The organism is Rahnella bonaserana, assembly GCF_019049675.1.
Lineage (GTDB): Bacteria > Pseudomonadota > Gammaproteobacteria > Enterobacterales > Enterobacteriaceae > Rahnella > Rahnella bonaserana.
This window is the reverse complement of record NZ_JAFMOW010000057.1, coordinates 1-25,891: the sequence shown is the minus strand read 5'-3', so window position 1 is coordinate 25,891 and position 25,891 is coordinate 1. Positions and strand designations below refer to the sequence as shown.

Annotated in this window: 33 protein-coding genes; 4 read left to right on the top strand and 29 right to left on the bottom strand. The window is 53.2% G+C overall.

Annotated features, from left to right (window positions below; all coding sequences use genetic code 11):
* Positions 1–177 precede the first annotated feature (177 nt).
* Positions 178–705, top strand: a complete 528-nt coding sequence (locus J1778_RS07025) for a hypothetical protein (protein ID WP_217172569.1) — start codon at positions 178–180, stop codon at positions 703–705.
* A gap of 121 nt (positions 706–826) precedes the next feature.
* Here J1778_RS07025 and J1778_RS07020 read toward each other — a convergent pair whose 3' ends face one another.
* The 28 genes from J1778_RS07020 to J1778_RS06890 form a co-directional block, all read right to left on the bottom strand.
* Positions 827–1,048, bottom strand: a complete 222-nt coding sequence (locus J1778_RS07020) for a DNA-binding transcriptional regulator (RefSeq protein WP_217172568.1) — start codon at positions 1,046–1,048, stop codon at positions 827–829.
* Between the two features lie 319 nt (positions 1,049–1,367).
* Positions 1,368–2,516 (bottom strand): phage late control D family protein, encoded by a 1,149-nt coding sequence (locus tag J1778_RS07015; protein ID WP_238484611.1) that lies wholly within the window; start codon positions 2,514–2,516, stop codon positions 1,368–1,370.
* Positions 2,517–2,524: 8 nt separating this feature from the next.
* A complete protein-coding gene (locus tag J1778_RS07010) occupies positions 2,525–2,995 on the bottom strand; it encodes a phage tail protein (protein WP_217172566.1) in 471 nt (156 codons plus the stop codon).
* Positions 2,996–3,007: 12 nt separating this feature from the next.
* Complete coding sequence (locus J1778_RS07005) at positions 3,008–5,485, bottom strand: phage tail tape measure protein (protein WP_217172565.1); 2,478 nt, start codon at positions 5,483–5,485, stop codon at positions 3,008–3,010.
* A complete protein-coding gene (locus tag J1778_RS07000; protein ID WP_112150974.1) occupies positions 5,478–5,600 on the bottom strand; it encodes a GpE family phage tail protein in 123 nt (40 codons plus the stop codon). Before J1778_RS07000 ends, J1778_RS07005 begins: the two co-directional genes overlap by 8 nt.
* Before the next feature lie 32 nt (positions 5,601–5,632).
* On the bottom strand, positions 5,633–5,914 hold the full coding sequence (locus J1778_RS06995) for a phage tail assembly protein (RefSeq protein ID WP_217172564.1): 282 nt from the start codon (positions 5,912–5,914) through the stop codon (positions 5,633–5,635).
* Between the two features lie 59 nt (positions 5,915–5,973).
* Positions 5,974–6,483 carry a phage major tail tube protein gene (locus J1778_RS06990; protein WP_217172563.1) on the bottom strand — a complete coding sequence of 170 codons (510 nt, stop codon included), beginning with the start codon at positions 6,481–6,483 and terminating at the stop codon, positions 5,974–5,976.
* A 13-nt stretch (positions 6,484–6,496) separates the two neighbouring features.
* Positions 6,497–7,666, bottom strand: a complete 1,170-nt coding sequence (locus J1778_RS06985; protein WP_217172562.1) for a phage tail sheath protein — start codon at positions 7,664–7,666, stop codon at positions 6,497–6,499.
* Positions 7,667–7,816: 150 nt separating this feature from the next.
* Complete coding sequence (locus J1778_RS06980; protein ID WP_159281469.1) at positions 7,817–8,143, bottom strand: hypothetical protein; 327 nt, start codon at positions 8,141–8,143, stop codon at positions 7,817–7,819.
* A gap of 49 nt (positions 8,144–8,192) precedes the next feature.
* A complete protein-coding gene (locus tag J1778_RS06975; protein WP_217172561.1) occupies positions 8,193–8,648 on the bottom strand; it encodes a tail fiber assembly protein in 456 nt (151 codons plus the stop codon).
* Positions 8,649–8,657: 9 nt separating this feature from the next.
* Positions 8,658–11,411, bottom strand: a complete 2,754-nt coding sequence (locus J1778_RS06970; protein WP_238484600.1) for a phage tail-collar fiber domain-containing protein — start codon at positions 11,409–11,411, stop codon at positions 8,658–8,660.
* Positions 11,412–11,420: 9 nt separating this feature from the next.
* Positions 11,421–11,948 carry a phage tail protein I gene (locus J1778_RS06965; RefSeq protein WP_217172560.1) on the bottom strand — a complete coding sequence of 176 codons (528 nt, stop codon included), beginning with the start codon at positions 11,946–11,948 and terminating at the stop codon, positions 11,421–11,423.
* Positions 11,941–12,849, bottom strand: a complete 909-nt coding sequence (locus J1778_RS06960) for a baseplate assembly protein (protein WP_217172559.1) — start codon at positions 12,847–12,849, stop codon at positions 11,941–11,943. Before J1778_RS06960 ends, J1778_RS06965 begins: the two co-directional genes overlap by 8 nt.
* Positions 12,850–12,851: 2 nt before the next feature.
* A complete protein-coding gene (locus J1778_RS06955; protein ID WP_217172558.1) occupies positions 12,852–13,202 on the bottom strand; it encodes a GPW/gp25 family protein in 351 nt (116 codons plus the stop codon).
* Entirely contained in the window at positions 13,199–13,840 is a 642-nt protein-coding gene (locus J1778_RS06950) for a phage baseplate assembly protein V (RefSeq protein WP_217172557.1), read from the bottom strand. Before J1778_RS06950 ends, J1778_RS06955 begins: the two co-directional genes overlap by 4 nt.
* Positions 13,841–13,913: 73 nt before the next feature.
* On the bottom strand, positions 13,914–14,774 hold the full coding sequence (locus J1778_RS06945) for an HNH endonuclease (protein WP_217172556.1): 861 nt from the start codon (positions 14,772–14,774) through the stop codon (positions 13,914–13,916).
* A gap of 1 nt (position 14,775) precedes the next feature.
* A complete protein-coding gene (locus J1778_RS06940; protein ID WP_217172555.1) occupies positions 14,776–16,263 on the bottom strand; it encodes an ATP-dependent nuclease in 1,488 nt (495 codons plus the stop codon).
* Between the two features lie 22 nt (positions 16,264–16,285).
* Positions 16,286–16,738, bottom strand: a complete 453-nt coding sequence (locus J1778_RS06935; protein ID WP_217172554.1) for a phage virion morphogenesis protein — start codon at positions 16,736–16,738, stop codon at positions 16,286–16,288.
* Entirely contained in the window at positions 16,731–17,198 is a 468-nt protein-coding gene (locus J1778_RS06930) for a phage tail protein (protein ID WP_217172553.1), read from the bottom strand. Before J1778_RS06930 ends, J1778_RS06935 begins: the two co-directional genes overlap by 8 nt.
* A complete protein-coding gene (gene lysC, locus J1778_RS06925; RefSeq protein ID WP_238484608.1) occupies positions 17,161–17,409 on the bottom strand; it encodes an Rz1-like lysis system protein LysC in 249 nt (82 codons plus the stop codon). The genes J1778_RS06930 and lysC overlap by 38 nt, the downstream gene beginning before the upstream one ends.
* Complete coding sequence (gene lysB, locus J1778_RS24570) at positions 17,294–17,722, bottom strand: Rz-like lysis system protein LysB (RefSeq protein ID WP_238484599.1); 429 nt, start codon at positions 17,720–17,722, stop codon at positions 17,294–17,296. Before lysB ends, lysC begins: the two co-directional genes overlap by 116 nt.
* On the bottom strand, positions 17,722–18,231 hold the full coding sequence (locus J1778_RS06920; RefSeq protein WP_217172551.1) for a lysozyme: 510 nt from the start codon (positions 18,229–18,231) through the stop codon (positions 17,722–17,724). Before J1778_RS06920 ends, lysB begins: the two co-directional genes overlap by 1 nt.
* On the bottom strand, positions 18,212–18,421 hold the full coding sequence (locus tag J1778_RS06915) for a phage holin (RefSeq protein WP_217172682.1): 210 nt from the start codon (positions 18,419–18,421) through the stop codon (positions 18,212–18,214). Before J1778_RS06915 ends, J1778_RS06920 begins: the two co-directional genes overlap by 20 nt.
* Before the next feature lie 5 nt (positions 18,422–18,426).
* Entirely contained in the window at positions 18,427–18,630 is a 204-nt protein-coding gene (locus J1778_RS06910; protein ID WP_217172550.1) for a tail protein X, read from the bottom strand.
* Positions 18,630–19,100, bottom strand: coding sequence for a head completion/stabilization protein (locus J1778_RS06905; protein ID WP_217152199.1), 471 nt, complete (start codon positions 19,098–19,100; stop codon positions 18,630–18,632). Before J1778_RS06905 ends, J1778_RS06910 begins: the two co-directional genes overlap by 1 nt.
* Before the next feature lie 95 nt (positions 19,101–19,195).
* Positions 19,196–19,852, bottom strand: a complete 657-nt coding sequence (locus J1778_RS06900) for a phage terminase small subunit (RefSeq protein WP_217172549.1) — start codon at positions 19,850–19,852, stop codon at positions 19,196–19,198.
* Between the two features lie 3 nt (positions 19,853–19,855).
* Entirely contained in the window at positions 19,856–20,995 is a 1,140-nt protein-coding gene (locus J1778_RS06895; RefSeq protein WP_217172548.1) for a phage major capsid protein, P2 family, read from the bottom strand.
* A 35-nt stretch (positions 20,996–21,030) separates the two neighbouring features.
* Entirely contained in the window at positions 21,031–21,879 is an 849-nt protein-coding gene (locus J1778_RS06890; RefSeq protein ID WP_217172547.1) for a GPO family capsid scaffolding protein, read from the bottom strand.
* A 23-nt stretch (positions 21,880–21,902) separates the two neighbouring features.
* On the opposite strand from J1778_RS06890, the gene J1778_RS24700 reads away from it, so the two are divergent.
* From J1778_RS24700 to J1778_RS06880, 3 genes are read left to right on the top strand one after another with little or no spacing between them, the layout of a single operon-like run.
* Complete coding sequence (locus J1778_RS24700) at positions 21,903–22,025, top strand: hypothetical protein (RefSeq protein WP_255414951.1); 123 nt, start codon at positions 21,903–21,905, stop codon at positions 22,023–22,025.
* The gene (locus tag J1778_RS06885; RefSeq protein ID WP_217172546.1) at positions 22,022–23,785 is read left to right on the top strand and encodes a terminase ATPase subunit family protein; all 1,764 of its coding nucleotides are present in this window, start codon (positions 22,022–22,024) and stop codon (positions 23,783–23,785) included. The genes J1778_RS24700 and J1778_RS06885 overlap by 4 nt, the downstream gene beginning before the upstream one ends.
* The gene (locus J1778_RS06880) at positions 23,786–24,799 is read left to right on the top strand and encodes a phage portal protein (protein WP_217172545.1); all 1,014 of its coding nucleotides are present in this window, start codon (positions 23,786–23,788) and stop codon (positions 24,797–24,799) included.
* A gap of 25 nt (positions 24,800–24,824) precedes the next feature.
* Here the strand turns inward: J1778_RS06880 and J1778_RS06875 are convergent.
* The coding region (locus J1778_RS06875) for a hypothetical protein (protein WP_217172544.1) at positions 24,825–25,891 on the bottom strand (1,067 nt) is incomplete at its 5' end.

The following is a 25,891-nucleotide window of genomic DNA, read 5'->3' as shown; positions in this document are numbered from 1 at the left end:
AACTTAACTAAAATTGCTGTTTTTTCGATTAGTCAACAGATTTTTAGTTGCCTTACTTCAACACTAATGACAAAATCCGTAACTTACGAATAACAATAATAAATAATATCTTCCTGATCTTAAGGTAGAGAACAACTCCGTCATTAGCGGAAAATTTTTTTCTAACAAGGAAAAATCATGGATACTTGCCCAAAGTGTTTCCAAACCATTCAAAACAATTACTGCCCAGCTTGCGAGGAAAAAGAGCGAGATTATCATCGCCATGACAACCAGGGAGCATATGAAAAAAGTGAAACCTATTCTTCGACTCCTGCAAGTAATCAACAATATTTCAGGCCCTCTGCTAGTTATGGCAGCGGAGTCAGTTCTGGTACCCCAAGCGGTTTAGATAAAATTTTCAAAGGTTTTATCTATGCCAAATGGACACCTTTTTTACTTATCGTGATTTTGGCTTACAAGATATTCCTTTCAACAAGATTCCTAATTTACTTTAGCAATAGCTTCGCTAGCCTTGCCCCTTTTGCGCCGTTGGCAATATTGGTTGCTATCGATCTATTGCTGCTGCTTATATTTATCAAAAAGCATAAATCGAAAAATAGCGATGCTGGAAAGCCAACTTCTTGCGGGCTATTATTTATAATATTGCTTCTTTGGTTTTGGTATTTGCCGTTTATCGCAATCTCCATATCCCTGAGAATGGTATAATATTCTAAAACCATCCTTAGTCTGATTATAAAGGACGCATATTGCGCCCTTTATAATTAGAGGTGAATAAAATAATCATACATAGATATTTAATTATTAACATGTGAATTGCTTGATCTTTTCAGTGCATTTGCAGCGACTGTTGGCTGTGCTTATCCGGGTGCAACTGAACAGCATGTACTGTGCTTGGCTCAACAATTATATCGGCGATCGTTTCATGAGTTTTGAACGTGCAACTGCAATTGATATTCTGACACTGGTGATAACGTTCTTTGGTATTGATGCTCAGATAACGACTGGATCGGGCGTGTGCTGCGTGTTGGCATTTCGGGCAGTGCATCATAATAATCACCATATAATCATTTTTAATCAGATACAATCATTGTATGTTATTGCTCAAAACATACATCCGGGATTACAGTGTTTTACATTACAGGTGACAAATTCCACAAGGCAGACGAGATGACAAATCAGGACGATATACAAAGCGCGATCCGTGACGCTGACGAAAGGGAACGCTATATCTGGCGTCGTGCCCGTTGGTTTATGAAGGCTGTATGGGTTTGCCTTCTTATATACGTACTCTTCCCTGAAGTAATTAGGTTATTTTATTGTTTCTGAATAATTTTTAGAAACTCATAAAGAAACTGTGCATTCATCATTCACAAGCTATCGCCCCCGCTCGCCTCATAACTCACATCCGACAACAATACCTCCAGATTCAGCACCGTCACAAAGCCACTGCCGCCCAGGCTGTGCGTCACCTTGCTGATTATCCAGGGCTGCGCGTCGATCACGGATTTAAATCCGGACACCCTCACCGGCGTCTCAGGGAATAAATCAGCCCGTCCGCGAGCCAGAGAGATCGAGAACTCCGCAACACCGCGCTGGAGTTTGTCCCACTTCGCCTGGGCTGCCCGCATGGCGGCCTTTTGCGTGGCGTAGATGGTGGTGAGCGCAAACACGTTTTCATCACTGCCCGCCAGATAATCCCCTTCCTTAGCCTCCGGCGTTTTCTGCACCTTCGCGCTGGTCTTCTTTGCCTTCGGATGTTGCAGGGCGCGCAGGTACTGCACTTTCGGTTTGCGCTGTACCTTCACCTTTTTCGGCTTCGGGTCTTTGGTATGCAGCCAGCTTGCCGATACGCCGGTATAGGCTCCACGGTCAGCGATATTAAACGTGTGCCCGTCGCCGTCGCTGCGGATAATCGTCATCTGCGGGATGGGTTTCCCGCTGGCAGTCTTTGCCGCACCAGGCTTGATAAACAGCAGGCTGCCCGCCTTGATGGCGACAACCGCGCCGTTCAGCTCCGCCAGGCGCGTGATAAATTTCGCGTCCGTTTCCTGGGTCTGGTCGATGTGCGACACCGGCACGCCCCTGAAAGGTTCAGCAATCGCGGGTTTGAGGTTGTTGCGCGCCGCCACGGCGGACACCACCGCTTCCAGCGTCGTGTCGTGATAGGAGCTGTCGCGGCGGGAATTCAGGCTGCCGCGATAGTCCGCACTGCGGGCGCGGATGGTCAGCGTGTCCGGCGTGCCGCGATGCTCTACCTCATCCACGGTAAAGTCGCCTTTGTTCGTCAGTGCCTGACCTTTCCAGCCGAGCGCGATATTAATCACCGCGCCGCGTGGCGGCATGTCCAGCAGGCCGTCCGTGTCGCTCAGCTCAATGTCGAGCTGGTCAGCCTCAAAGCCACGATTATCTGTGAGCGTCAGCGAGATCAGCCGGTTGCTGACGTCCTGGGTGATGTCTTTGCCGCCGACGGTCACCGTGAAGTCCGGCGCAAACTGCGCACCGGCTCCGATGGTCATATCTGTAATCACAGCAGCCCTCCCAGCTGACCGGTTAAACCACCGGCCTGATTGAGCAACCCGTCGGCCTGCGCTTTCATATCGCCGAACATCGAGGCCAGAGATTCATCTACGCGGGTCAGCGTCAGCGTGAACTCAATCCGGCGGGCGGCACCGTTGGAAAAATGTTCCGTGTGGGTTTCGCTGACGCTGTTCACCACGAACATCCCGTATATGGTGCCGCTGCCTTCCAGCAGAGGCCACGCCTTGCCCTTGTCGGCCATCAGGTTGAGTGCCATCAGCGACAATTTTCCGCCGGTGATTTCCGGCATCAGCACGCCGGACAGGGTAATTTTCTCCTCATTCACGCCAAGGAACTGCGGCAGCGGACGCAGGCCGACGCGGTTATTTGCAGGCCAGCGGTAATCGACGTCCCGCTGCAAACTTTGGTAAGGGACGGTCTGCAACTGAAACACAAACAGCCCGAGCGTTAACATCATGCGGATATCTCCTTAATCATTATCCATGCGGGAACGTTGCTGTGCGGCGCGGGCGCGGTCACGGGCTTCCAGCTCGGCGCGGATCTGACGACTGGTATCCTGGACGCCTAAACCGGCACCGGCGGCAATGGTGTAATGGTGCGTGCTGCGGTCGATATAGCTGCGCCCGCCGCCGACAGATACCGGCGTGTAACCGCCGCCCGGCAGGCCGCCCGACGGTGGCGGGGTGACAGGCGCGGGGTTATCCAGCGGATGCGCTTGCGGATCCCCGTCGCCGGATTGTTTCGAACGCCGGTCAGCCTTGTCCGCCGTTTTATCAATATCTGCGGATTCATCCTTGATGATGCCGAGCTTTTCCAGCAGCCAGTCCACGCCCGAACGCAGTTTATTAAACGCCTGTAACGGCGCGGTCAGCGCGTTGGCGATGGCCTGCCCGAACATCACGCCTGTGTCCTTGCAGTTGTTCAGCGTGTCCTGCGTGGATTTCACCGGTTCAATCAGGTCTTTGAACCACTGCCAGACCATTTTTAGTTTGTCGCCCAGCCAGTCAAACACCGGCTTGAGCGGCGCAAACAGTTCCTTCACCGGCGCGAACGCAATGCCGAGCCCTTCAATCACTCCCGCAAAGAAGGCGCTGATCGGCTCCCAGTATTTCCTGATAAGCAACGCACCGGCGACAATCGCAACGCCGACGGCAACAATCGGCCACGTCAGGCCGCCGATGACGGTGGCAAGGGCAGCGCCCATGGTGCCGAGCATTGTCCAGAGCATACTGGCAGCGGCAATAATCAGATTGATACCGCCAATAACCGGCCCCGCCACCAGGCCAAACACGCCGAGCGCGCCGATAATCAGCAGCGCACCGCCCGCAATTTTGCCGAGCGTCGTCGCCAGGGCTTTATTGTTCACAACCCACTTATCGAGTTTCAGCACGTAGCCGGTGGCGGTTTGCACCAGTTTGCGCAGGGATGAATCCTGCTGATCGAACAGGTCGGTGCCGACGGCCTCATAAGCTGACTGAAATTCCTTAAAGTCGCCGCCGAGGTTGTCCTGCATAGTCTTGACCAGTTCCTCTGTTTTCCCGTCCGAGGTTTTCAGCGCCCTGGTGAGTTCATCAAGCTTGCCGGAGGAGGCACCTGTCATTAGTACAGCCGCCGCCGAGCTGGCTTCCTCCCCAAAGATGGCTTTCATGTACTGCGCACGCTGCGATGTGCCGAGCTTGTTTTTCTCAAAGCTCTTTTGCATTTCTTTCAGGATGGTAAACAGCGGGCGCATGTTGCCTTTCTTGTCCGCCGTTTTCACCTTCAGCTCACCCAGCGCCGCCGCTGCGGTGCCCGTGGGTGCCTGTAAGCGGGTAATGACAGCGCGACTGCCCGTACCCGCCATTGAACCGGTGATTTTGGCATCCGCCAGGGCGGCAGCCATCGCGGCAGTTTCTTCGACGCTGATACCGGCCTGTTTTGCCACCGGCGCGGCATAGGTCATGGTGTCTGACAGCCCGTCAAAGGTGGCGGCAGATTTATTCATTGCCGTTGAAAGCACGTCGCCGATGTGCGCCACGGTGTCATTGGTCATGCCAAACGCGGATTTCACGCCCATCAGCAGGGTGGCGTTCTCCTCCATGGTGCGCTTGTTTGCCAGGGACAAATTCAGGATGGTCGGCGTCGCCGCCAGAATGCCGTCCTTGTCCGCGCCGGATTTGGCGACAATGATTTGCGCGGCGGCGGCATCATCGGCAGACGCGGCGGTGTTATCGCCGAGCTGCCGCGCCTGGGTGCGCAGCGCGGTCATATCGGCAGAGTCTTTTTCTAATCCTAACGTCGCCTGTAACTCTGAGTTTTTCAGGGCAAAGTCATATCCGGGCTTGAGCATCCCGGCACCGGCTACCGTGCCCGCCGTCGCAATCCCGACGCCCGCAGCCCCCGCACCCGTCACGCTACCGGCGAATTGTTTACCCGCCTGATACCGGCCTTTCACCGCGTTGAGTTTGGCCTGCTGCGCGCTGACGCGTGCCAGGGATTCACGCTGCCGGTTGAGCTGTGCGGTGGTTTCACTGATGGAGGTTTTCAGGCGGCGCTCAGAGTCAGACAGCGTGCGCGTGCTGATGCCCGCCTGGCTGAGTTCCGTGCGCTGACGCTGCACCGACTGCCGCAGCCCGTTGAACTGGGTCTGCAACTGCGCGGCGGTGCGCTTCGCGGACTCCATGGCCTGCGCCTGGGCGCGGGTCGGGTTGGCGGTGTTTTTGAACTGGATAGCCAGCGCCGCCGCTTCCGCTTTGGCGTCTTTGAGTTTCTGACCAGTGACGGCAAGCTGCGCGCTGGATTTCCTGAAACCGTCAATCTTTCCGGCCTGAGCGTTCAGGTCTTTGAGCGTGTTCTGTGAATTGCGAATATCTCCGGACAGCGCCTTACTGGCGTTCTGCACCGCTTTAAACGGGCGGGTCGCCTGGTCAACCGCCTTTAACAACACCTCTAACTTTACGTTACTCACTGTCGGTGGCTCCGCTGCGCTGCATGGCCTTATGACGCCACACCAGCAGCTCGGTCAGCGTCATCGGGTTCAGTTCTGACGGCGGCCAGTGAAAAATCACCGCCACGTCCGCCATCAGGTCATCAACGGTCAGTGCCGCCGGAAGTTTTACTGTTCCGATTTCGGCGATAAAAAACCGATCACCTTGCCCGCCATGGCAATCAGGTCGGGCAGGTGCAGGCTTTTGCAGTCCTGGGTGGTCAGGTTCGGGACGGTAATGCGCGGCAGGATCACGGTCAGCGCGTCAACGTCGGCATTCGCCAGCGCCGCCAGGCCAATCCCGCGCAGGTGTCCCGCGTTCGGTTTGATGATTTCAATCTGCGTGATCAGGGTATCGCCACGCTTGATCGGTTCTTCCAGGATAACGAGGTTTTCAGTCTGTTCTGACATAGCGGTGTCTCTTATTCAAAAGGTGAGGTTTTGCGCCGGAGTCCGGCGCGGGTTACGGATTACAGGCCGATGTTTTTGCGGTGCTCCGCCACGCGGTCAACGCCGCCGACGATTTCCACCATGTTCACGGTATCGACTTCAATCACGTCTTTGCCGTCAATCGTGAGTTTGAAATAGGTGCATTGGGTGGTGATTTTGGTTTCGGTGTCTTCACCCTGTTTGTACTCGCCAAAATCCATTTCTTTATGGCGTCCGCGCATGGTGACTTCCACGGCGGAGGTTTCGCCGGTGTCGTCACGCTGGAAGGAACCGGCAAAGCGCAGCGGCACGGCATCGACCGCGCCCCACTGCTGCAACACCAGCTCATCCAGCCCGCCCACCGTCCACTCAAAGCTCAGCGCGTCGTCGTCCAGCCCGAAATCAATGGCAGCCGAACCGGTCATGCCGCCGCCGCGATAGTTCTCCAGCTTGCGGGTCAGTTTTGGCAGCGTCAGCGCGCTGACCATGCCGAGGTAGCTGTTCCCGTCGTTAAACAGGTTCAGGTATTTCAGTTTCTTAGGCAGTGCCATGTTTTAGCGCCTCTTAGCTGTTAACGGACGTGGCGAACGTCGCCAGGTACTGATCGGTGATGCGCTGACGCAGGGTTAAATCTTCCAGCGGCGGCACCGGCGTATAGTCGTAATCAATGAACAGCTTGCCCGCTTTCAGGGTTTCGACGGTGTTGGCTTCGGGGTCATACCAGCAGGAACCATCAATGATCAGACCGGCAGATTTCATTTCGCGCAGCTTGGCGTTAATGCCCGCAATCATGTCTTTGATAAGCGTCGGGGTCATTGGCCTGTCCATCGCCCACAAGTGCGCTTCTGCTATGGTGTCCGCCAGTACCTGCGCGGTGCGGGTGTAGTTCTCAAACAGGAACAGCGGATCGTCAGAGCAGGTGCGCTGCCCCCAAAACTTAAAGCCGTCTTTGCGGATAAGCGTGGTCACGCACGCCTGATTCAGCAGGTCGGCATCGGTGCCGGTGGTCTGCAAATCCCAGTACACGCTGGCAGACAGGCCGGTGACGCCGTTGATGCCGACGTTTGAAAGCGTTTTATGCCAGCCGGTTTCGGCGTCGATTTTGGCACGCAGGCCGAGCGCGTAAGCCGTCGCGGGCGCGATATCGCTGGCATTGGTGGTGGTGTTCCAGTACACGAAATCAGGCCAGACAACCATCAGCTCACGCTGGCTGAAATTGTCGCGGTACTTGATGGCATCGGACACGGTTTTGCAGCCATACGCGCTGACGTAGCCAAAGGCGCGCAGCTGCTGACAGACGGCAGCGAGCGCCGTGGCGACCTCCTGATTATCAAGCCCCGGCACGCCGAGAATGCGCGGCTTTACGCCGAGTTCAGTTTGCGCAGACAGCAGAGCTTTCATCCCGGTATACATGCCGGTTTCGTCCGAACCGCCGATGATGTTTGAGGTGGTTTCCGCGTCGGTTTCGCCCTCTGCGACGCGAACAACGACGACAACCGGTTTTGCCTGGTTGGCGATTGCCATCAGGGAGGCGCGGAGCGTGCCGGTTTTACCGGCCTTGCCTGCGGCGGTTAATACGTTGGTAATGAGTACAGGCGTATCCAGCGGGAACGTCGCCGCGTCTGCGTCTTCTGCGGTGCAGACCATCCCGATGATGGCGGTGGAAACGGTGGAAATAACGCGGGTGCCGTCATTGATTTCAACAACGCGCACACCGTGATGATAATCAGCCATGGTGTTTTTCCTGTGATTAATAAGCCAATCAATCATCGCGTGTTGTGTACGCGCAGGCACGGCGGGAGGGGAGTGTGGGGAATGGCACAACGTGGCCGTCTCCCCGCCCATAACAGGGAGACGGCTGAGGTAATAAACCTTCAGAACATGTCAGGCGAAGACATCAATCTTTGTCAGTTTTGGGGTTACGGATATTTTTTTATCCGTTTCCCCCGAGACGGATGTCTTTTTATCACCACCTTCTTCCATTTGTTTTTGCAGTAACTGCGCAAGTTGTTGATAAAGAGCCTCTAATTGCTCTTTCAGCAGTGCTTGCTCTTCTTTTGAAAGACCTCCTTCTGCAATACGCTCGAGAACAGTTGAAATTTTCTCTTGAATATCATGTATCTGTGCCGAGATGTCCTTTTTAGAATGTGACTTACCAACTTCATTGTCTGTACTTATCGGATTGCCACGCATGCCTGTATCTATAACCATTTAATCCCTCCTTTTATGAGTTAACTCCTCATAATTAATCGGAGCATGATTAAAAAGGATAAGCAGGCCAGGCAATATCCGGCGCTGCTGAGAAATCCAGCCGGTTCAGGGCAATGCGGTATTTTTTCCAGGCGGTCAGGCTTGCCCGTTCCGCCTCCGTCGCGTCGTCAATATCGACGGCATCCTGCAAAGGCGCGATAGCCGCGTTTGCCTTTGCCATCAGGGCTGACAGTGTGGCGGTTGCCTCGGCTTTCAGTTCCGCCACGGACGGGGCGGGGATATCTGCCCAGGCTGGCAGCCCGTCGTTGCCCGCAACCCGCACTTTCCCTTCCGGCGGGGGAAGGGTTTGATATTCACGGTAAACGACGTCACTTACCGCAATGCCATCATCAGGCCAGCTCCCTGCGTCGTCGTAAACTTCCCGCAGTTCACGCGGATAAAAGCCGTTTGTGAGCGGGCTGTATACATAAAGACTTGACGTGATTGCGCTGTAATAGTTGCTCATTTTATCCCCTTACCAGCCGGTGGCTTCCCAGTAACTGCCGCCGCTGTCCTGACCGCAGGTGAAACCGATGTTATTAATAATCTGTGCCGTGCCGTAGTTATCATTAAAGGTGCCGTTCCCGCCGTTGAGGACAGTGACCTGGACGTTGACGCAGGTATTCGGGAAGGGAATGGGGAAATTCACCGTAGACCAGCCGCGACTCCCTTTATTAACGACGCCCCACTGCTTGATCATTCCGGTATCACCGCATCGCCACCAGCCGCCGCCGAGGTTGGCGGTATTGGCATTGACCGGCTGCCGGTTATTGGGACTGAAAACGCGCTGCCCCATCTCATAAATCCCGCCACCGTCAGTGTAAAAGTTACCCTGCGCGCTAATGTCGCCGGTGCCGGAAATTCTGACGTATCCTGTTTGTGCTGAATTCGCCTGGTTGACGATGCGGAAAACAAATCCACCCACGCCGCCGCCCTTGTTGTTAATAAAGTTGGATTCTCCCTGTCCGCCGCTCTCATTCCACCCGACATAGGTTCCCTGGCCTTCACCAGGATTGGCGGAGCTGATACCGCGTAAATAGTTAGCCGTTACACGCCCATTCACATCACCACCAACGCGGGGAAAAGCCCCAACGTTGTCCGCATTCAGCGAAATGTCTTTGGTGCCGTCAAACGCCACACCGGCAATCTTGCGTGCGGTGGCGAGTTTCGTCGCCGCGACGGCTGTGCCACCCGATGGCAACGCACCAACGTCACCAGCTGTCGGCTTGTTTGCCTGACCGTACATTTCATTCCAGGCAGACCATGGACCATCAACGCCGTTCCACGCTCCGGTCGCGTAGCGGGTGAACTGCCGCCCGTTACTGTTAAAGGCAATTTGCTGCGTCGCATTCGGTCCCCAGGTCACGAAAATCACGCCGACAAACCCGTTCATCGGATAGCCTTTGTCCGTGGTCGCCGCAGCAACGCCTGGCACGCCGTAATGCCCGAACATGCCGCTGCCGCGCAGGGTGTTCGGGGTATCGGCTGCGGTTAAGTTCGTGCGGATTTTAAAGGCCGTTGCAATTTCATCAGACAGCGCCTTTTCACTGGCGGCACTTTGCGCTGCTGTCCATGCGCCTACATCGGCAGCAGTGGGTTTGTTGTTCGCGCTGTAGGTCGGCACCCATTCCTTCCATGGACCATCTACACCGTTCCAGTCACCGGACAATCCACGATTCCAGATATTGCCGGTGAACGTGACATACATCTGCTGACAGCCGTAGGCGCTCGGCGTCACGTACAACGTTCCCGCGATGCTTTGAGGGTAATGCAGCGCAGCCGTCGCATTGACGTTTTTAGGCTGCGAGTAAATCGCCGTGCCTGAATTACCGCTGGCAAAACCCAACGTATTAATATCCGTGCCGGTCAGAATAGACGTGGGGACGTTAATGGAATTGACGGCGCTGACCTGCACCCAGTCGCGCCATGGTCCATCTTTGCCATTCCAGGACGCACTCAGCGCGCGCGTCCACACCATGCCGGTATCTTGCACCGTGTACCGTTGTAACACTCCATCAACCCAGGAAGCGGGGATGACCTCCAGCACACCCGCCGCACGGGAACCTTCCGGATAGCCATTTGCTACCGTGGCATTTGCGCCCGTCCTTTGTACGTAAACACCAATTTTCGCCAGGTTAAACGTATTGATATTGGACGTGCCGAGAATAGCGGATGCGACAGGGAGCGCGCCCACCTCAGAAGCCGTCGGCGGGTTGGCGGTGTCGTAAATTTTGCGCCATCCAAACGGCAGCACACCGTCCGTCACGCGCCATTGCCAGCCCGTCGGGTCTGTCGTGCTGACCGCACCCACGCGCACGTAAATAGTGCCGCTTGTGCAGTGCAGATACTGGGTCAGCGTCGCGCCTGCGTTATACCACCGGCGATAGGTCATCAGCGTATCCGCCGCCTGGAAGGTCGCGCCCAAAGGGTGGTCATCAAAGAATCCCGCCAGGGTGACACCGCCGGTCAGCGCAACAATCGACGGGTCGTAAATTTTCTTCACCGTGGCGTTATCGACGTTCACCAGAATATTACTGACCGCGCCGACGTCCGCCGCCGACAAAGTGATATCAGCACTCAGCGCTTTGTTATTTACTTTGCGGGTGGAAGGGACGCGGGTGTTGGCATTGTCATTGGCGGTCTTTACCGCCTTTGGCGTCGCCGCCAGCGTTTCGCTGGTACTGCTGACCGAGCTGTTAAGCTGCACAAAACCTTTTGCCGTCAGCGTACCGTCGGGATGGTTACGGGATTTTTCATGCGCCGCCAGCAGGTCATTCACATACTGCTCAGTCGCCATAATCACCGAGTCGTCGATCAGCAGGCTGATAGCCTCGGTGTTACTGACGGCAATCACCATCCGCAGCGTCTGCGTGCGGCCAGAACCTTCCGCCAGGGTCGGCTTGTACGTGTCCGCCATATTGCAGACGGCAATCAGCGCGCCGTCGTCAGCAAACAGCCCCATTTCGCGCATCCAGAAGCCGCCGACACTGGCGGAGAGAACCGCCTCAGCAATCACCCAGTTGCCGTGAGTCGGATCCAGCTTTAAGGAATTGAGCGGCGTGCGGTACACCTCTTTAACGAGCCTGGTCTGCGTGGCGACGGGCGTGGTCGCCTTGCCGTTGCCGTCACCGACGGCAAGCTGCGTAATGTTGATGTCAGTCCCCGCCGCAATGGCTGCCGCAATGCGCGACTGCCCGAGCGTGGTGACAACGGATTTAAATGTGCTCATATCGTCCTCTTATGCGGGGTAAACGGTCAGCAGTTCGCCAAGGTATTGCGCCGCGCCGATGTAAACATCGCCTTTGATGTCCTGGGTGATGGTCAGCCCGATCAGGTGGCGGCTTGCGGGTTTGGCATCGGCTATCAGCCGCTCCATCTCTAAATACATTTCTTCAGTGATGCCGGTTTCCAGCACGCCGATGTCCAGGCGAAACGTCCCTGGTTCGTCATTCGTTTCCCACCACTCGGTCACGTTAATCAGGTAGCCGAGCGGCTCCACCACGCGCCGGATAGCACCGAGGGTTCCCTTGTGGCAGTGAATGAACCACGCTGACTGAATGACGCGGCGCTTGGTATAGAGCGGCCAGTTTTCATCCCAGCGGTCAACCGACAGCGCCCACGCCAGGTACGGCAAAAACTTCGCCGGACAGGTCAGCGGATCCCAAAGCTGCCGCAGTGGCACCGGTACGTTTTCAAGCGCAGCGCAGGCATCGGCGGCGGCGACTTCCAGCGCGGAGGAACCGGCGGGCAGCAGGCGATCACTCATCGTAACCGCCCACTTTAAGGGTGTACGCGGTGCAGAATGACGCCTGCGTTTTATCCAGCTCGATGTCAGCAGCGGGGCTTTTCAGCTCCACCCGCTGCACGCCTTCAACGTGCAGCGCGGCATAAATGGCGGACAGGCGGATGTCGCGGCCTAAGCGATGTTGTGCCGTGGTGTAAGCAATCAGTTTTGCCTCGGCGGCTTCGCGGATAGGTTCGGCTTCCGGACCAGGGAACAGATACAGCACGGCGTCGATGGTGTAATTCACCACCGTAGCCGACTGGACTGTCACGCGGTCAGCCACGGGGCGCACGTTCTCATCGTTGAGCGCGGCCTGAACCACCGCCAGCAGGTCGGCGGGGGCGGTGCCGTTGCCGGTCTGTGCCAGCACGGAAATCGTCACGCAGGCAGGCGACGGGCTGACCACTGAAATATCCGCCACCCGCCCGTCAGCCGAGCGCCCGTGATACTCATAGGAGCCGGCCGGACCGGCCACGCTCAGCCCTTCAAAAGCCTGCTGCGCACGGATACGCAAATCAGCATCGCTTTCCATCACCGCCGCCACGGCGGGCACGCTGACCGTATCGGCAGGGGTGATCGTCAGGCGTTCGACGCTGAACGTGGCGGCGATATTGTCGAGATCAGTACCGGCGGCATAAGCCAGCATCACCGCCTGCGCGGCCTCGTTAACCCGTTGACGCAGGATCACTTCGCGGTAAGCGTTCTCCTCCAGCAGCTTCACAATCGGTTCAGACTCCAGCGTCAGCGTGCGGGCAATAGCGGCCTGCTGGTCTTCGGGATAAAGCGATACCAGCGTAGCTTTGCGTTCAGCCAGAAGGATTTCGTAATCCAGCACCTCCACCACGTCGGGGGCGGGTAACTGGCTCAGGTCGATAGTTGCCATGGTTAGCTCACGGGTAAGGTTAAGGAAATGGCGGCGGACGTGTCTTTGCGGGTGCCGGTGAGTTCAACCACGCCTTTTCCGTCGAACGTCGTTTCAAAGGTGATGCCGGTCAGGCTGACGCGTGGCTCCCATTTGAGGATCGCGCTGTAGCACGCCGCCATGATTTGCAGGCGCAGCGCCGCGTTCTGCGGGCGGTCAGTCAGTTCTGACAGCAATGAACCATAGTCACGGCGCATGACGCGGGAACCGACGGGCGTGCGCAGAATGTCGCTGACTGACTGCTGAATGTGCGCCAGGTCTTCGACGCTATGCCCCGTGTCGCGAGCCAGGCCGATGTATTTGGCGTTAGTCATGAAGGCACCTGCGTCTGACCGCCGCCCGTCTGGACGCCGCCGTGTTTATGGGTATGCACAACCACACCGTTTGATGTGATGCTGCCGCCAGAGTGGGTCAGATTTCCTGTCATCTTGCCGCCTTGCTTAATCTCGATAGTGCCGGTGGTGAGTTTGTTAGTGCAGACCACCTCCGGCGTGTCGAGCGTGATGCGGGTTGTCGCCGTGCAGGTGATCAGCGGGGCAGTTACAGACACATTGTCCGAGGCGTTTACCGTGGCGGATTTGATGCCGGTTGCCAGCAGCGCGCCGGTTTCGGGTTCATATTCGATTACCGCACCGTCAGGGAAGGTGACGTGTACAGCATCGGCGGACGCTGACGGTGCCGGATAGTCATCTGAAAAAATACCAGGCATCACAAAGGCGGTATCCAGCTCGCCGCCCAGGCAGAACAGCAAAACCTGTTCCCCAATGGACGGCGCCCACCAGGAACGGGAGCGACCCGCGCGGGAGGTCAGCCAATGCAGCCAGTCGGTGACGTTGCCGGCGGTATTGACGCGGCAGGTGGCAGTCTCTAAATCCACCTCGGCAACGGTGCCAATGCGGATAAGATTGCGCAGCAGGCGCGGGATGTCGTTGTTTGGGATGGATGTATTCATGCATAAAAGAATGCCGCCCTGTCAGGCGGCATACAATTTGAGGCGGGTTGATGGCGGTTGGCACAACGCAGCGTTAAGGGAATCTTATATCCGAGATATTATTGAATCCCGAAGAGCAAAATACGGATGAGTTGGAAAGCGTTAGGTAAAAAACTGTTTTCCAAGAGTTTTTATTAACTGCGGATGCTGAAATATATTCTTTATGCAAGTACCTTCTAATGCCATTAGAGCCTTTTTTTTCATAAATAAGTTGAAGGTTATATTTTATGCTAGCTAGTTCATTTGCAGCATAAGTGGAATAAAGTTCCCCAAGACTCAGTTTTTTAAAGTGAAACTCCATTCTATCTCTTAAATAAAATTTATTTGTAACAGCATTGTTAATATAAAAAACTAATTTTGGAGTGGGTGAAGAATGATAAGTTGCTAAAAGCCAATTCACGCCTCTTAGTGTATCGAAATAAGGGTGAAAAGTCTGTTCTGCTTTCTTGGAACTGACGGTATCTAACTTTGATTTGTTACACTCTATACATGCAGGGTATAAATTTTTTCTTGAAATTGCATATTGAGGATAATGCGCTTTGGGGAGGTAATGATCTAATGTGCTTACTAGCCTTAAACTACAAAGCGGGCAAGTCTTATTAATTGCTGAATTCATGATGGACTGGTAAATTATTTTTCCACCTTTGCTTTTAACCAGTCTGTTATTATATAGTTTTTCCATTTCATCTTTGGTGGTAGTTGAACGGAAGGTTATTTTACATGTTGGTAGAGTGTATAATGAGGCTGTGCTTCCTTTTATTCTATAAATTTCATCAAAAAAATTAACAGTGTTTATCATTTCTTGGCTATATAATTGCATCATTAGTGGGTGATTTCTGGTTAAACAATTAAATATAGATAAGGGGTTTTCATTTGGAAGGTTCAGTTCGTACATTTTAGTACCCCTCATCGTCATCACTAAGGGCACTTATAATGGCTAGAGCCTCTCCTCCTACTTCACCATTAAACTCGGAGTAAATTTTATTGAAGCTTTTGTTTTCTTTTATTTTTTCCATAATAATCTTTACATACCCCGTGCGAGATAATTCAAGGTTAAAAACGGATCTTGTGAGCACTGATACATTTTCACCAAAAGTTTCGATCTCAGGTCTAGATGCCTCTAAGTTATCACCGAAACGAGATAAAACTGTGACGCATCTCTTGGGGGTTTCTTGTAGTACCACTGGTGAGTGGGTTGCAATGATAGCTAATCCATTACACTCTTTTAATAACTCTGAAATCAATCTAATTAATGCAGATAATAAAGGAGGGTGAAGATGTGTTTCTGGCTCATCAATTAAAAGTAATGTTTTTTCTTCGATAACTTCAATAAGTTTTGTAATACTTAGGATTACTATTTTATGGCCTGAGCTTAATGAATAAAAAAGTGTTTTAAGTTCTGGTGTGTTAGCGTTACTATTTAATATTTCTTCAATTCCAAGCTGGTTGAGTATTGGATCAAATTTTAAATTTTCAATACTTCTCTTCAATAAACTTTTTCTTGGTTCATAATTACAAGCTTTTAGGCTATCAACAAATTCATCAAAGAAATCATCTATTGTCTTTCCTATGACCATTTCCCTATCATTTATTTTGATTGTTTTTTTTGAGCCTATATAAGAGTACGTTACTGAATTTTGGCTTAATTTTTCAAGAGATGTTGGGTTGAACTTCTCAAAGGTTCCAAATGACATCGCTATCACATTAGCAATGCCAGGGGTATCCATCGTTATGTCAGAGTGGTTAGTTTTACTTTTTGTCAATACCTCACATATATCATTTAGTATAGTAGTCTTGCCTACTCCGTTACTACCAATTATAACATGCATGTTGGTAGGTGGCGTTGAATAAGGATTTACTTCGAAGTTTATAATTGTCCCAGAGTTTTTTTTATATGAAAAATAAAATCTCGTTAGTCTGTTTTTACCTCGTAATATATTATGGAATTGACCTTTTATGGTTGCGGTTGAGACATACCTTTGCAACGAGTCAGTCATTGCTAACTCGTCCTGGTGTTGTAAGTACAAACTTTCATCAAAAACAACATCATTAATTTTATCTAAGATTAATGATGACTCAACCTCGGTAAGGCTTACGATATTTGAATAATAATTCTCTCCTTGACCAAGGGAGTAATAACCTGGTGGCAGAGTAAGAAACTCTGCTGGTAAGTCTGGCCTTTTATTTATCAGTTTGTTTTCCGGACAACCTATTTTAAGGTACCCCAAGTCCACTCGAACACTATTCCTGTTGAAGAATATAGCATAATACTTACTGTTAAATGTCCCCCAATCGTCCCAGTTATCTTCGATTAAATATAATGTATTTGTGCTTTTTTGAGGTAAGTCTTTTATCGAATGTAGTACTTTTATTACAAGTTCCATAGTATCTCCCTTTAACTATTAGTTAACTACCAATCATTTTTTGGATAAGGCTTTCTTCTATCAATTTTAGGTCATTTATATCAAATCCAATAAGAGGCCGGCTAGAATAAATTATCTGTTTCGCATTAATTGATGGACGATCCCGCAGTCCGTACTGATGCACCTTCGCCATGCGCTGAACCTGGCCGGTGAATTCCACCACGGCGTCGTCAGCGGTGCCTTTGGCTTTCATGTATTTTGCCGTGCGCAGTTTGGCGAACATTTCCCGCTTAATGCGGCCTTTCTTTGCCCGCAACGGCTGCGGACGGCGCGGGGTGAAGGGCTGCCCTTCCGGCGTAACTTGCTGCTTAATGCGCTGCTGCTGATGTTTGCGCAGACGCTTCGCAATGGTCGCCGCCATCACCTTCCGGCTTTGCGGTGACAGCGCGGCAATCAATCCCGCCAGGCGGGTATCAAATGCTGACAGTTCACTCATGCCACTGGCTCACTAACTCGCCGTGCAGGTAAAGTTCACGCGGTCTTTCCACCGGCTCCGGCATTGGCGGTTCTGGAAAATGCTCCACGTGCAGACCGGCATCTATCTGTTTGACGATCACGCGCTCGGTGAGCTGCAAATGAATAGCGATGTCATAGCTCCCATCATTGAGCATATCGGCCTTAAATGTGTACCCATTCTGCTGTTTTTCAGGCGTCGCCATGATGTCCGGCTGATGCTCACGCAGCCAGGCCAGAATGGGCACCACGATCAGATCGATGTCCTGGGTAAAGTCGGTGATCAACAGTTCGACCTGATACTGGTATTCAAACGACAGCGAACTGGCTAACGTGGAAACGATACGCCCGTTATCAACAAACATCCGCAAGGTGTCGGGACTGGTTTGCAGCACCGGCACCGCATCAGTTAACGCTTTTCTCAGTTGGGCGGGTTTTAACACGGTGTTCCTCCTGGCATTGTTTGACCGCTTCCACCTGGAGGCCGCAGGCCGTCAGCGCGGCCTCCAGGTTTCTGACATCACTGCTCAAGTCGCCGTTAGTGGCCGGTGCGCTTGACGGTATCGGGCAGCTCGTGACCGCCGGACAGCCAACGTAAATAATCTGCGGCGCTGGCAAAGGCGGGACGCGCGTGCATCCGGCTAATGCCGTCAGGCAGACGAGCGCCGTACCAGTCGCGCATTTCCTGATTTTCATTGAGTAACCTTTGAATGTGGACTTCACGGACGCGTGCCTGCGCACCCGCCTGTGAGAGCTGGGTGCGCAGGCTTTGCTCCTGGCGTTCCCGCGTTACGGCCTCATCGCTCAGGCGGTTAATGGCGTTGTCTCGGCTTTCAATACCGGCGGACAGGGTGCCGATAATGCGCTGCGCCTGGTCGGCTTCATCATGCAGGCCACCGATGCGCCAGGTTTGCAGCCCCGCGAGGGCGCAGGCTGCCAGCAGCAATAAAATAATCACAATGCGCATCAGACACCCCGCAGGCAGTAGGCCAGCTCATTCGCGCGGCGGCGCTCCAGGCCGGTGACGCGCTCGCCCTTCACAAACACCCAGCGCGGCAACTGCTCGCAGGCGTCCCGCCATTTCCCCTTGCTGATAAAAAACGCCAGCGTGGACTTACACGCCGCCGTCACACCGACGTTAAAGGCAAAAGACACCACGGCGTCATACACCGGCTGCGGCATGGCAACCGGCATACATCGGGCAATGCCTTTCTCCACCCGCATCACGTCTTCCACCAGGTTAACGGCGGCCTGACGTTCGCTGATTTGCGTTTGCGGTTTCACGCCTGCGGTGTGCCCGATGCCGTTTGTCCAGACGCCCGCGCTGCACTGATAGGCTGACAGGCGGCAGCCTTCAAAATCAGCAATCAGTGCCAGACCGGCGGCGGAGGTTTTCAACGTCGGCGTTTGTGGCAGCATTGCGGCAATCGCCAGGACAGCGGCGACGGCGCAGCGTCTAACGATTGATGGCTGCATTAATGTCCCCTCTGATGCCCATTTGTTTCAGCAGTCGGTAAGTTTTGCGCCGGTAGTACCAGTTCACCAGGAAGGTCGCGACGCCGACGGCGGCACCGACTAAAAAGGCAATATCCTGCGGCGACATTGCGCCGAGCCATGCAAGAAAGGCCGCGACGCAATAACAAATAAACGAGGTGATGCGCTCCATGGTCATCAGTCCCAAAGTGAGACGGTTTCGCTGACTGCGGCCTGAGTAATATCCGGCAGCTCCACCGCGTAGCCATGGGGCAAAATTGCCCCGCGAGCGGCTAAGCCAACGTTAGCCGCGTAAACCTGTTCCATCACCGATTCGGTGCGCCCGTAGTACCTCCAGCAGAGTGAATCCACGGTATCGTCCTGTTCGGCATAGACTTTCATCAGAGCAGACCGATCACACAGTGCGACACGCCAGCGACATCGCTGATCGCATTGCGGCCATCACGCCACAGCTCATCAACTGTACTTTCGACAATCTCCGCCTTTTTACTGCCAGCATCGGTGGTATCACTGTTCGGATATCGTTCCGCAAGAATGGCTGCCGTAATGGATGAAACCGCCCGCAGGTAGGCACAGACTTTGATACTTTCGTCATCAATCTGGTCAGCCGGGACATCAGCGAGAGTTTTGTATCCCTGAGCCAGTTGTGCGACGCGGTAGCTGTAAAGCTCGGCATTCACTTCGGTCAGAGCGTACTTAATGACGGCGCGCAGACGTTTGGTGGTCACCGTTCCTTCCAGGCGCAGCGTGTCGCGTAACTCCACCGGACTGATATCCGGCCAGAAGTGCGTGTTTTTGATCGCGGGTTCCGTCGCGGCGTCCGGCTTTGGTGCAGGTACAACAAGAGACATAGTGACCTCTGAATAGGGGACGGTGGACGCCAGCGTTGAACGAGGTCACCGACCTGTCGCGGCTGGCGTGCCGTCCGGCGCGGGGCGCGTTCTGTTTAGCTACTGGCAGCCTTTTTGATGGCTGATTCCAGCCGCTCAATATCCTTTTTAACGCCGCAGTTACTGTTCAGCAGGAAGGCGCGTTTCAGGTGTTGCAGGGCGAGCGGCAATTTCTCCGCGTCGCGATACAGGTAACCGGTAATTTTGTGCAGCTTGGCGCGTACCTGATCCGGCATATCCTGACTGTCAGTCAGTTCCATCGTGGTCATCAGTACATCGAGACTGACCGGCTCACCGGCAGCATGAGCGCGGGTGCTCATGTCGGCGATTTCCTCCGCCAGCGCATAACCGGCGGGGCGTTTGCCGAACGGCATCGCCAGCTTGTAATGCAGCGCATAGCGGGCGATTTCCAGCGCACCGGCGTAGTCACCGGCATCAATACGCCAGATCATGATGGTCATCAGGATGGCGTCCTGAGCACCTTTCCCCTCGGCGAGAACGCCTGCCACCCACGGCGCATATTCAGGCAGCATCTTGCGTTTGAGTTCTGCCTTTTTCTCAGCGGAATAGGCTTTCTTCAGGGCTTTCTGGTCAGCATTAAGCTTTTGCAGCAGCAGTTCATAGCCGGTGGCATGACGCAGCAGGCTGGTATCCTGCTGCGCGGCTTCGATAGCTGACTGCCGCAACAAATGACGTCGGGCAGGGCTGGTCATGGCTTACTCCTGAGCTGCCGGTGCGGTGGTACCGGATGCAGTTTTGATGGCATCAACGATCGCCGAGGTGAATTTGCTGAGTTCAGCTTTTTCAGCCGTGTCGTCTTCTCCGGAGGTCACTTCGATGTTTTCGATCAGACAGCCGCAGCCGTAATCTTCCACCACGTAATCCTCGTTAATGGATTCGTAGTTTTCGATACGGTCACGCTTAGGCACTTCCTCAACGTGGCGGCGATGCGTGCCGTCCTGCCAGTAAATAGACAGGTTATCCAGACGGGTGATCAGCATGGCGTTAGCAGGGAAGCCTGGCACACGAACGGCGGGCAAATTGCCGATGCGTTTCTGGCTGACAATCAGGTCGGCGGCCATCGCCTCAGTGTTTGGCTGTTGTTTGTTGATCAGCGGGAAATACTTATCCGCGAGCAGCTTGCGGCCACAGATAACCACCAGTTCGGTGTCGTCCTGATAGATTGGGTCGATCAGTTCATTCACCGCATCAAAGACCAGCGCGTCGAGGTTTTTGTACTCACCTTCGCCACCGACTTTCACCGCCTCATTGGTCACGGTGCCGTCTTCGGCGACAATCATGCCCATCACTTTGGTTGGGGCATTCAGGCGGTATTTTTGCAACCAGCCCACGCCGACATCCTGCAACAGCGGATTCTGAAGCCGGTTAGACGTCGGTGCGCGTGAAACGCCATTAAAGCCGACCAGGATGCGATCCAGCGCCTGACGCTTGATAATGGCGTCACGCAAACGGATCTGAAAATCGTTATAGCGCGCCCACAAATCCAGCTTGCTGTACATCCAGTGGAAGTCGTAGTTGGTTTTGGTGCAGTGATAGCCTTCCTGATCGAGCTTGGTGAAATCAGCGGTTTCACGCTCGTCACCCGCGTCAGTGTTGGTGGTACTGGCAATCGTGCCGGTGACGCCGACGCCAACTTTCGCGCCCATCATTTCGTCCACCGGAATGATGTTGATACGGGTCAGAAACTCTGAGGATTCCTGTAATCGGGTCATCAGCGTCTGCGTGACGGACGGCTCGACGTTAAATTTCTTGTCCAGCGTACCGACGTCAACGTTGTTGAGTTTGGCGAGCTGAGACAGGAACGCATTAAATTTAAAGCGCGTTTCTTTTTTCATGAGGTGTTTCCTGAGAATGAGTTAAAGGTGTCGGATCAGCAGTCGGTGACAGTCTCGTCTACACCTGCGCCGCCGGTGGCTTGCGGACGCTGGCCGAATTTCTGCGCCGGTGTCTGTGCTAACTTGCTTTTCAATTCAGTGAGGGCGTCATGTTCGGCAGCGGTGGATTTTTCCAGGGTATCGACGCGGCTCAGCAGGTCGGTCAGGCTGGTTTCATGTTTATCCAGTCCTGTCTGAGCGTATTGAGCAACTTCGCTGACGGCTTCGTGAACATCGGCCAGCCGGGCATCGTCTGACGCCTGTTTACGTGAAAGCTTTTGTTTCACCAGCGCGAAAATAGAAGGGGCGGTTTCCGGTGCATCTTCAAACTCAATTAATGCTTCGGTGGCAACCGTGAAGAGGCTGTCCGGATCTGATTTACGACCGGCGAGCGGGTTCTGTTTGGCTTTGCGGCTGAACTCCAGCATTTCAGTGCCGAGGCTTGCGGGGTCATCGGTGACGGCCAGACCGACCAGGTAGGATTTATTGGAATTGGCGAAGTTGCGTTTGATCTCCATCGAGGTGTAAACCTTCTGCCCGTCGCCGACCATCTGCGTTAAATCCGCGGTCGGGCTGATCATCGCGTACAGCGCCCATTTGTCATGCAGCAGCGGTTCAGCTGCATCATCAATTTGTTCGGCTTTCAGCTGGATCACGTCGCCGTAGCGGCGGAAATCGCTGGTCGGTAAAACGCCTTTGATGTGCTCCAGATTGACGCGGGCGCCATAGGCTTTCGCGCTGTATGTCTCCGCCATTTGTTTGATGTCGTTAGCATCAATTTCGCGGCCGTCGCAGGTGTCGCCTTCGACCCCGATACGGAACCATTTCGATACTTTCTTTGCCATGTAACTGACTCCGGTAATGAGTGTTGAGAACAGGAGTTAGTTTCCAGACAGTCACCACAGGCCGCCAGCCGATGCGGGTTGTTGCCCGATGGCACAACGTGGGCAGCGCGAAAAACGGCTGTCTGGCCGGTAACGTGGCTGCATGAATATTTCAAACTCCACCATCATCAGCGACCCGCGCCGACAGGCGGCACTGCTTTACTGGCAGGGTTTTTCTGTGCGGCAAATCGGGGAGATGCTGAGCCAAAAAACGCCGACCGTGCAGAGCTGGAAAAATCGCGATCAGTGGGAAGCGATCGCGCCCATTTCCCGCGTGGAAACCAGCATGGAAGCGCGGCTTATTCAGCTCGTCATGAAAGATGTGAAGGAGGGGAAGGATTACAAAGAGATCGACCTGTTAGGCCGACAGATTGAACGTCTGGCACGGGTAAACCGTTACAACCACACCGGCAGCGAGGCTGATTTAAACCCGAACGTCGCCAACCGCAACAAGGGCGAACGAAAAGCACCCGATAAGAATGTTTTCAGCGATGAGGCCATTGAGAAACTCGGCGACATCTTCATTGAAACGTCGTTTGAGTATCAGCGCGGATGGCATCAGGCCGGACTTCAGCACCGTATCCGCAACATCCTCAAGTCCCGCCAGATTGGTGCAACCTTCTACTTTGCCCGGGAAGCGTTGATTGACGCGCTGACTACCGGACGCAATCAGATTTTCCTGTCGGCCAGTAAGGCGCAGGCGCACGTTTTTAAAAATTACATTATCGACTTTGCGAGACAGGTGGACGTCGATTTAAAAGGCGATCCGATTGTGTTGCCGAATGGCGCACGGCTGATTTTCCTCGGTACCAACGTCCGCACCGCGCAGAGTTATACCGGCAATCTCTATCTGGACGAATACTTCTGGATCCCCAAGTTTCAGGAGCTGCGCAAAGTTGCCTCCGGTATGTCGCTGCATAAGAAATGGCGAAGCACCTACTTTTCTACGCCGTCGAGCCTGGCACACAGCGCCTATCCGTTCTGGTCGGGTGAACTGTTCAACAAAGGCCGTCGCAGTAAAGCCGACAGGATTGACCTGGATCTGACGCACGCCCACCTGTCGAAAGGCGTGCTGTGCGATGACGGCCAGTGGCGGCAGATTGTAACGGTGGAAGATGCGCTGTCAGGTGGATGTAACCTGTTCGACCTGGAACAGCTGAAACTGGAATACAGCCCCGCCGAATATGAAAACCTGCTGATGTGTGAGTTCGTGGATGATCAGGCGTCGGTGTTCCCGTTCGCCGAGTTGCAGGGCTGCATGGTGGACAGCCTGGACGAGTGGGAAGACTTCGACCCGTACCTGAAACGGCCATTTGCCTATCGTCCCGTGTGGATTGGTTACGACCCGTCACACACCGGCGACAGCGCAGGTTGTGCAGTGATTGCTCCGCCGGTGGTTTCTGGCGGCAAGTTCCGCGTGCTCGAGCGTCATCAGTGGAAGGGTATGGACTTTGCCGCGCAGGCCAGAAGCATCGAGGAACTCACCAATCGTTATGCCGTTGAGTACATAGGCATCGACGCCACCGGTATCGGGCAGGGTGTATTCCAGCTTGTGCAGCAGTTCTTTCCTGCGGCGCGTGAGATCCGTTATAGCCCCGAAGTGAAAACCGCGCTGGTACTCAAAGCAAAAGACACCATCAGCTCCGGCCGCCTGGAATATGACACCGGACATACAGACATCACTGCGTCGTTTATGGCGATCCGCAAAACGATGACCGCCAGCGGCAACCGTTCAACCTACGAAGCCAGCCGCAGTGAAGAGGCCAGCCACGCCGACGTGGCGTGGGCAATCATGCACGCCCTGTTAAACGAACCGCTAACCGCCGCCAATGGCGGACAAAGCCCGAACATTCTGGAGTTCTACTAAATGAGCAAGCGCAAATACCGTAAAACCACACAGACCACGACCACTGAAAGCCAGCAGGGCGCGGAGGTATTCAGCTTCGGTGATCCGACGCCGGTTTTAGACCGCCGCGAGATTCTGGATTACATCGAGTGCACCGGCAACGGCCGTTGGTATGAGCCGCCGGTCAGCTTCGACGGACTTGCCCGCAGTCTTCGCGCCGCCGTTCATCACAGCTCTCCGATTTACGTGAAGCGCAATATCCTCGCCTCAACATTTATCCCGCATCCATTGCTGAGCCAGCAGGAGTTCAGCAAATTTGCGCTGGATTATCTGGTGTTTGGGAATGCGTACCTGGAACTGATCCGCAATCAGCTCGGCGAACCGCTGCGATTTGAAGCCGTGCCGGCTAAATATGTGCGTCGCGGAGTAGAAGAGGGGACTTACTGGTTTGTGCAAGGATGGAAAGAACCGCACCAGTTCGCAGCAGGCAGCATCTTCCACCTGATCGAACCAGACATTAACCAGGAGATTTATGGTCTTCCGGAATACCTGAGTGCGCTGAACTCTGCCTGGCTCAACGAGGCCGCCACGTTGTTCCGCCGCAAGTATTACCAAAACGGCGCGCACGCCGGCTACATCTTGTATATGACCGACGCCGCCCAGAGCAGCAGTGACATCGATTCAATGCGTAAGGCAATGAGGGACACCAAAGGCCTGGGCAACTTCCGCAACCTGTTCATGTACGCGCCGAACGGTAAGAAGGATGGCATTCAGATTTTGCCGTTGAGTGAGGTAGCGACTAAGGATGATTTCTTCAATATTAAGAAATCCAGCCGTGATGACCTGCTGAGCGCGCACCGCGTTCCACCGCAGATGATGGGGATCATTCCTGATAATGCGGGCGGGTTTGGGGATGTGGAGAAGGCGGCGCAAGTGTTCGTGAGGAACGAGCTGACGCCGCTGCAGGAGAGAATGAAGGAGATAAAAAATTCATACTCAATTAATATTGTTAACTTCAGTGATTATAAATTGTGATTAAGTTAATGCTTAATAGGCATTACTAATTTATATCCTTGATGGCATTTCGTTGTTGCAACGTGACTTGGTCTTTAACCGGAATGCTTAGCTTTTCAGCTATCCATGCCTTATCTTCGTGTTTAGTATAATGCATATGCAGATGAGTTATAACTATTTCTTGTAGCAATCTTCGTGTCATCATATTATCTTTGATTGAAGGCCATATCGCGAGAATATTATTTTTAGGAATGGTTTTGGTAAATTCTAGTTGAATGCTAATTTCCACAAGCTTACTTATTTCAGAGCCGAATTTATCAGATAAAGTAGCGTAGTATGGCATGAGGTCTTTATGTCCAACCGAAAACGCTATTTTCCTAATAACATTCAAAGACATCATGTAACTATAAGTCCAATAAAACAATCTGGCTTCTTTAGTTATTTTCTCTGTTGACCAATTCCTTTTATCAGAGATTAGCCTGTGTACTTCAGAGATTATTTCATCTTTCATTTGGCGTGTTATGGAGTAGTAAAAATCTAAAAATCTAAAACCAACAGAATAAGCCTCTGATCCGAGGTACTCTAATTGAGGGATCGGTAAAGAACCTTTCCGATTTCTAATTATTTGGCCAAGTATTTCAACAGCTTTATATGAACGATTCACATCTATTAGATCTTTGTTAAGGCTTTGTATATCTTCATTATAGTCATCTTCATCATCTTCATTTTGGTAAGAATCTTTTTCGTATAGAACTTCATCTTCGTCATTTATTGGATTGCGGCGGTCTATTTTATCTTGACTCCTCAATGCTTCTATACGTTCGCGTTCAACATCTTTACTTTGATCAATAACTATCCGAGGTATTTCACCCGCCATTTCATTCAAAAATTCAACGTTTTCTTTATTGAGTGTAGCTTCTTTCCCATCCTTGAATATATTTCTAAGATTGGAACAGATTCTATCAATTATTGGTTTTTCTTTTGTGTGATGAGTTATGAATATTAGTATGTTTGCGTGTTTCTCAGTATGGATTTTCTCACACAATGTGTCCAGGAAATCCATTGCTTCGGATTGTTCCATGTCAGTGATTTTTTTTGCAACAAAGAAATAAT

What these genes read in the sequence shown, in the direction of transcription:
- J1778_RS07025 (WP_217172569.1), top strand. Translation starts at nt 178, where the DNA reads ATGGATACTTGCCCAAAGTGTTTCCAAACCATTCAAAACAATTACTGC.
- J1778_RS07020 (WP_217172568.1), bottom strand. Translation starts at nt 1,048, where the DNA reads ATGATGCACTGCCCGAAATGCCAACACGCAGCACACGCCCGATCCAGT.
- J1778_RS07015 (WP_238484611.1), bottom strand. Translation starts at nt 2,516, where the DNA reads ATGACCATCGGAGCCGGTGCGCAGTTTGCGCCGGACTTCACGGTGACC.
- J1778_RS07010 (WP_217172566.1), bottom strand. Translation starts at nt 2,995, where the DNA reads ATGATGTTAACGCTCGGGCTGTTTGTGTTTCAGTTGCAGACCGTCCCT.
- J1778_RS07000 (WP_112150974.1), bottom strand. Translation starts at nt 5,600, where the DNA reads ATGGCGGACGTGGCGGTGATTTTTCACTGGCCGCCGTCAGAACTGAAC.
- J1778_RS06995 (WP_217172564.1), bottom strand. Translation starts at nt 5,914, where the DNA reads ATGTCAGAACAGACTGAAAACCTCGTTATCCTGGAAGAACCGATCAAG.
- J1778_RS06990 (WP_217172563.1), bottom strand. Translation starts at nt 6,483, where the DNA reads ATGGCACTGCCTAAGAAACTGAAATACCTGAACCTGTTTAACGACGGG.
- J1778_RS06985 (WP_217172562.1), bottom strand. Translation starts at nt 7,666, where the DNA reads ATGGCTGATTATCATCACGGTGTGCGCGTTGTTGAAATCAATGACGGC.
- J1778_RS06980 (WP_159281469.1), bottom strand. Translation starts at nt 8,143, where the DNA reads ATGGTTATAGATACAGGCATGCGTGGCAATCCGATAAGTACAGACAAT.
- J1778_RS06975 (WP_217172561.1), bottom strand. Translation starts at nt 8,648, where the DNA reads ATGAGCAACTATTACAGCGCAATCACGTCAAGTCTTTATGTATACAGC.
- J1778_RS06970 (WP_238484600.1), bottom strand. Translation starts at nt 11,411, where the DNA reads ATGAGCACATTTAAATCCGTTGTCACCACGCTCGGGCAGTCGCGCATT.
- J1778_RS06965 (WP_217172560.1), bottom strand. Translation starts at nt 11,948, where the DNA reads ATGAGTGATCGCCTGCTGCCCGCCGGTTCCTCCGCGCTGGAAGTCGCC.
- J1778_RS06960 (WP_217172559.1), bottom strand. Translation starts at nt 12,849, where the DNA reads ATGGCAACTATCGACCTGAGCCAGTTACCCGCCCCCGACGTGGTGGAG.
- J1778_RS06955 (WP_217172558.1), bottom strand. Translation starts at nt 13,202, where the DNA reads ATGACTAACGCCAAATACATCGGCCTGGCTCGCGACACGGGGCATAGC.
- J1778_RS06950 (WP_217172557.1), bottom strand. Translation starts at nt 13,840, where the DNA reads ATGAATACATCCATCCCAAACAACGACATCCCGCGCCTGCTGCGCAAT.
- J1778_RS06945 (WP_217172556.1), bottom strand. Translation starts at nt 14,774, where the DNA reads ATGTACGAACTGAACCTTCCAAATGAAAACCCCTTATCTATATTTAAT.
- J1778_RS06940 (WP_217172555.1), bottom strand. Translation starts at nt 16,263, where the DNA reads ATGGAACTTGTAATAAAAGTACTACATTCGATAAAAGACTTACCTCAA.
- J1778_RS06935 (WP_217172554.1), bottom strand. Translation starts at nt 16,738, where the DNA reads ATGAGTGAACTGTCAGCATTTGATACCCGCCTGGCGGGATTGATTGCC.
- lysB (WP_238484599.1), bottom strand. Translation starts at nt 17,722, where the DNA reads ATGCGCATTGTGATTATTTTATTGCTGCTGGCAGCCTGCGCCCTCGCG.
- J1778_RS06920 (WP_217172551.1), bottom strand. Translation starts at nt 18,231, where the DNA reads ATGCAGCCATCAATCGTTAGACGCTGCGCCGTCGCCGCTGTCCTGGCG.
- J1778_RS06915 (WP_217172682.1), bottom strand. Translation starts at nt 18,421, where the DNA reads ATGGAGCGCATCACCTCGTTTATTTGTTATTGCGTCGCGGCCTTTCTT.
- J1778_RS06910 (WP_217172550.1), bottom strand. Translation starts at nt 18,630, where the DNA reads ATGAAAGTCTATGCCGAACAGGACGATACCGTGGATTCACTCTGCTGG.
- J1778_RS06905 (WP_217152199.1), bottom strand. Translation starts at nt 19,100, where the DNA reads ATGTCTCTTGTTGTACCTGCACCAAAGCCGGACGCCGCGACGGAACCC.
- J1778_RS06900 (WP_217172549.1), bottom strand. Translation starts at nt 19,852, where the DNA reads ATGACCAGCCCTGCCCGACGTCATTTGTTGCGGCAGTCAGCTATCGAA.
- J1778_RS06895 (WP_217172548.1), bottom strand. Translation starts at nt 20,995, where the DNA reads ATGAAAAAAGAAACGCGCTTTAAATTTAATGCGTTCCTGTCTCAGCTC.
- J1778_RS06890 (WP_217172547.1), bottom strand. Translation starts at nt 21,879, where the DNA reads ATGGCAAAGAAAGTATCGAAATGGTTCCGTATCGGGGTCGAAGGCGAC.
- J1778_RS06885 (WP_217172546.1), top strand. Translation starts at nt 22,022, where the DNA reads ATGAATATTTCAAACTCCACCATCATCAGCGACCCGCGCCGACAGGCG.
- J1778_RS06880 (WP_217172545.1), top strand. Translation starts at nt 23,786, where the DNA reads ATGAGCAAGCGCAAATACCGTAAAACCACACAGACCACGACCACTGAA.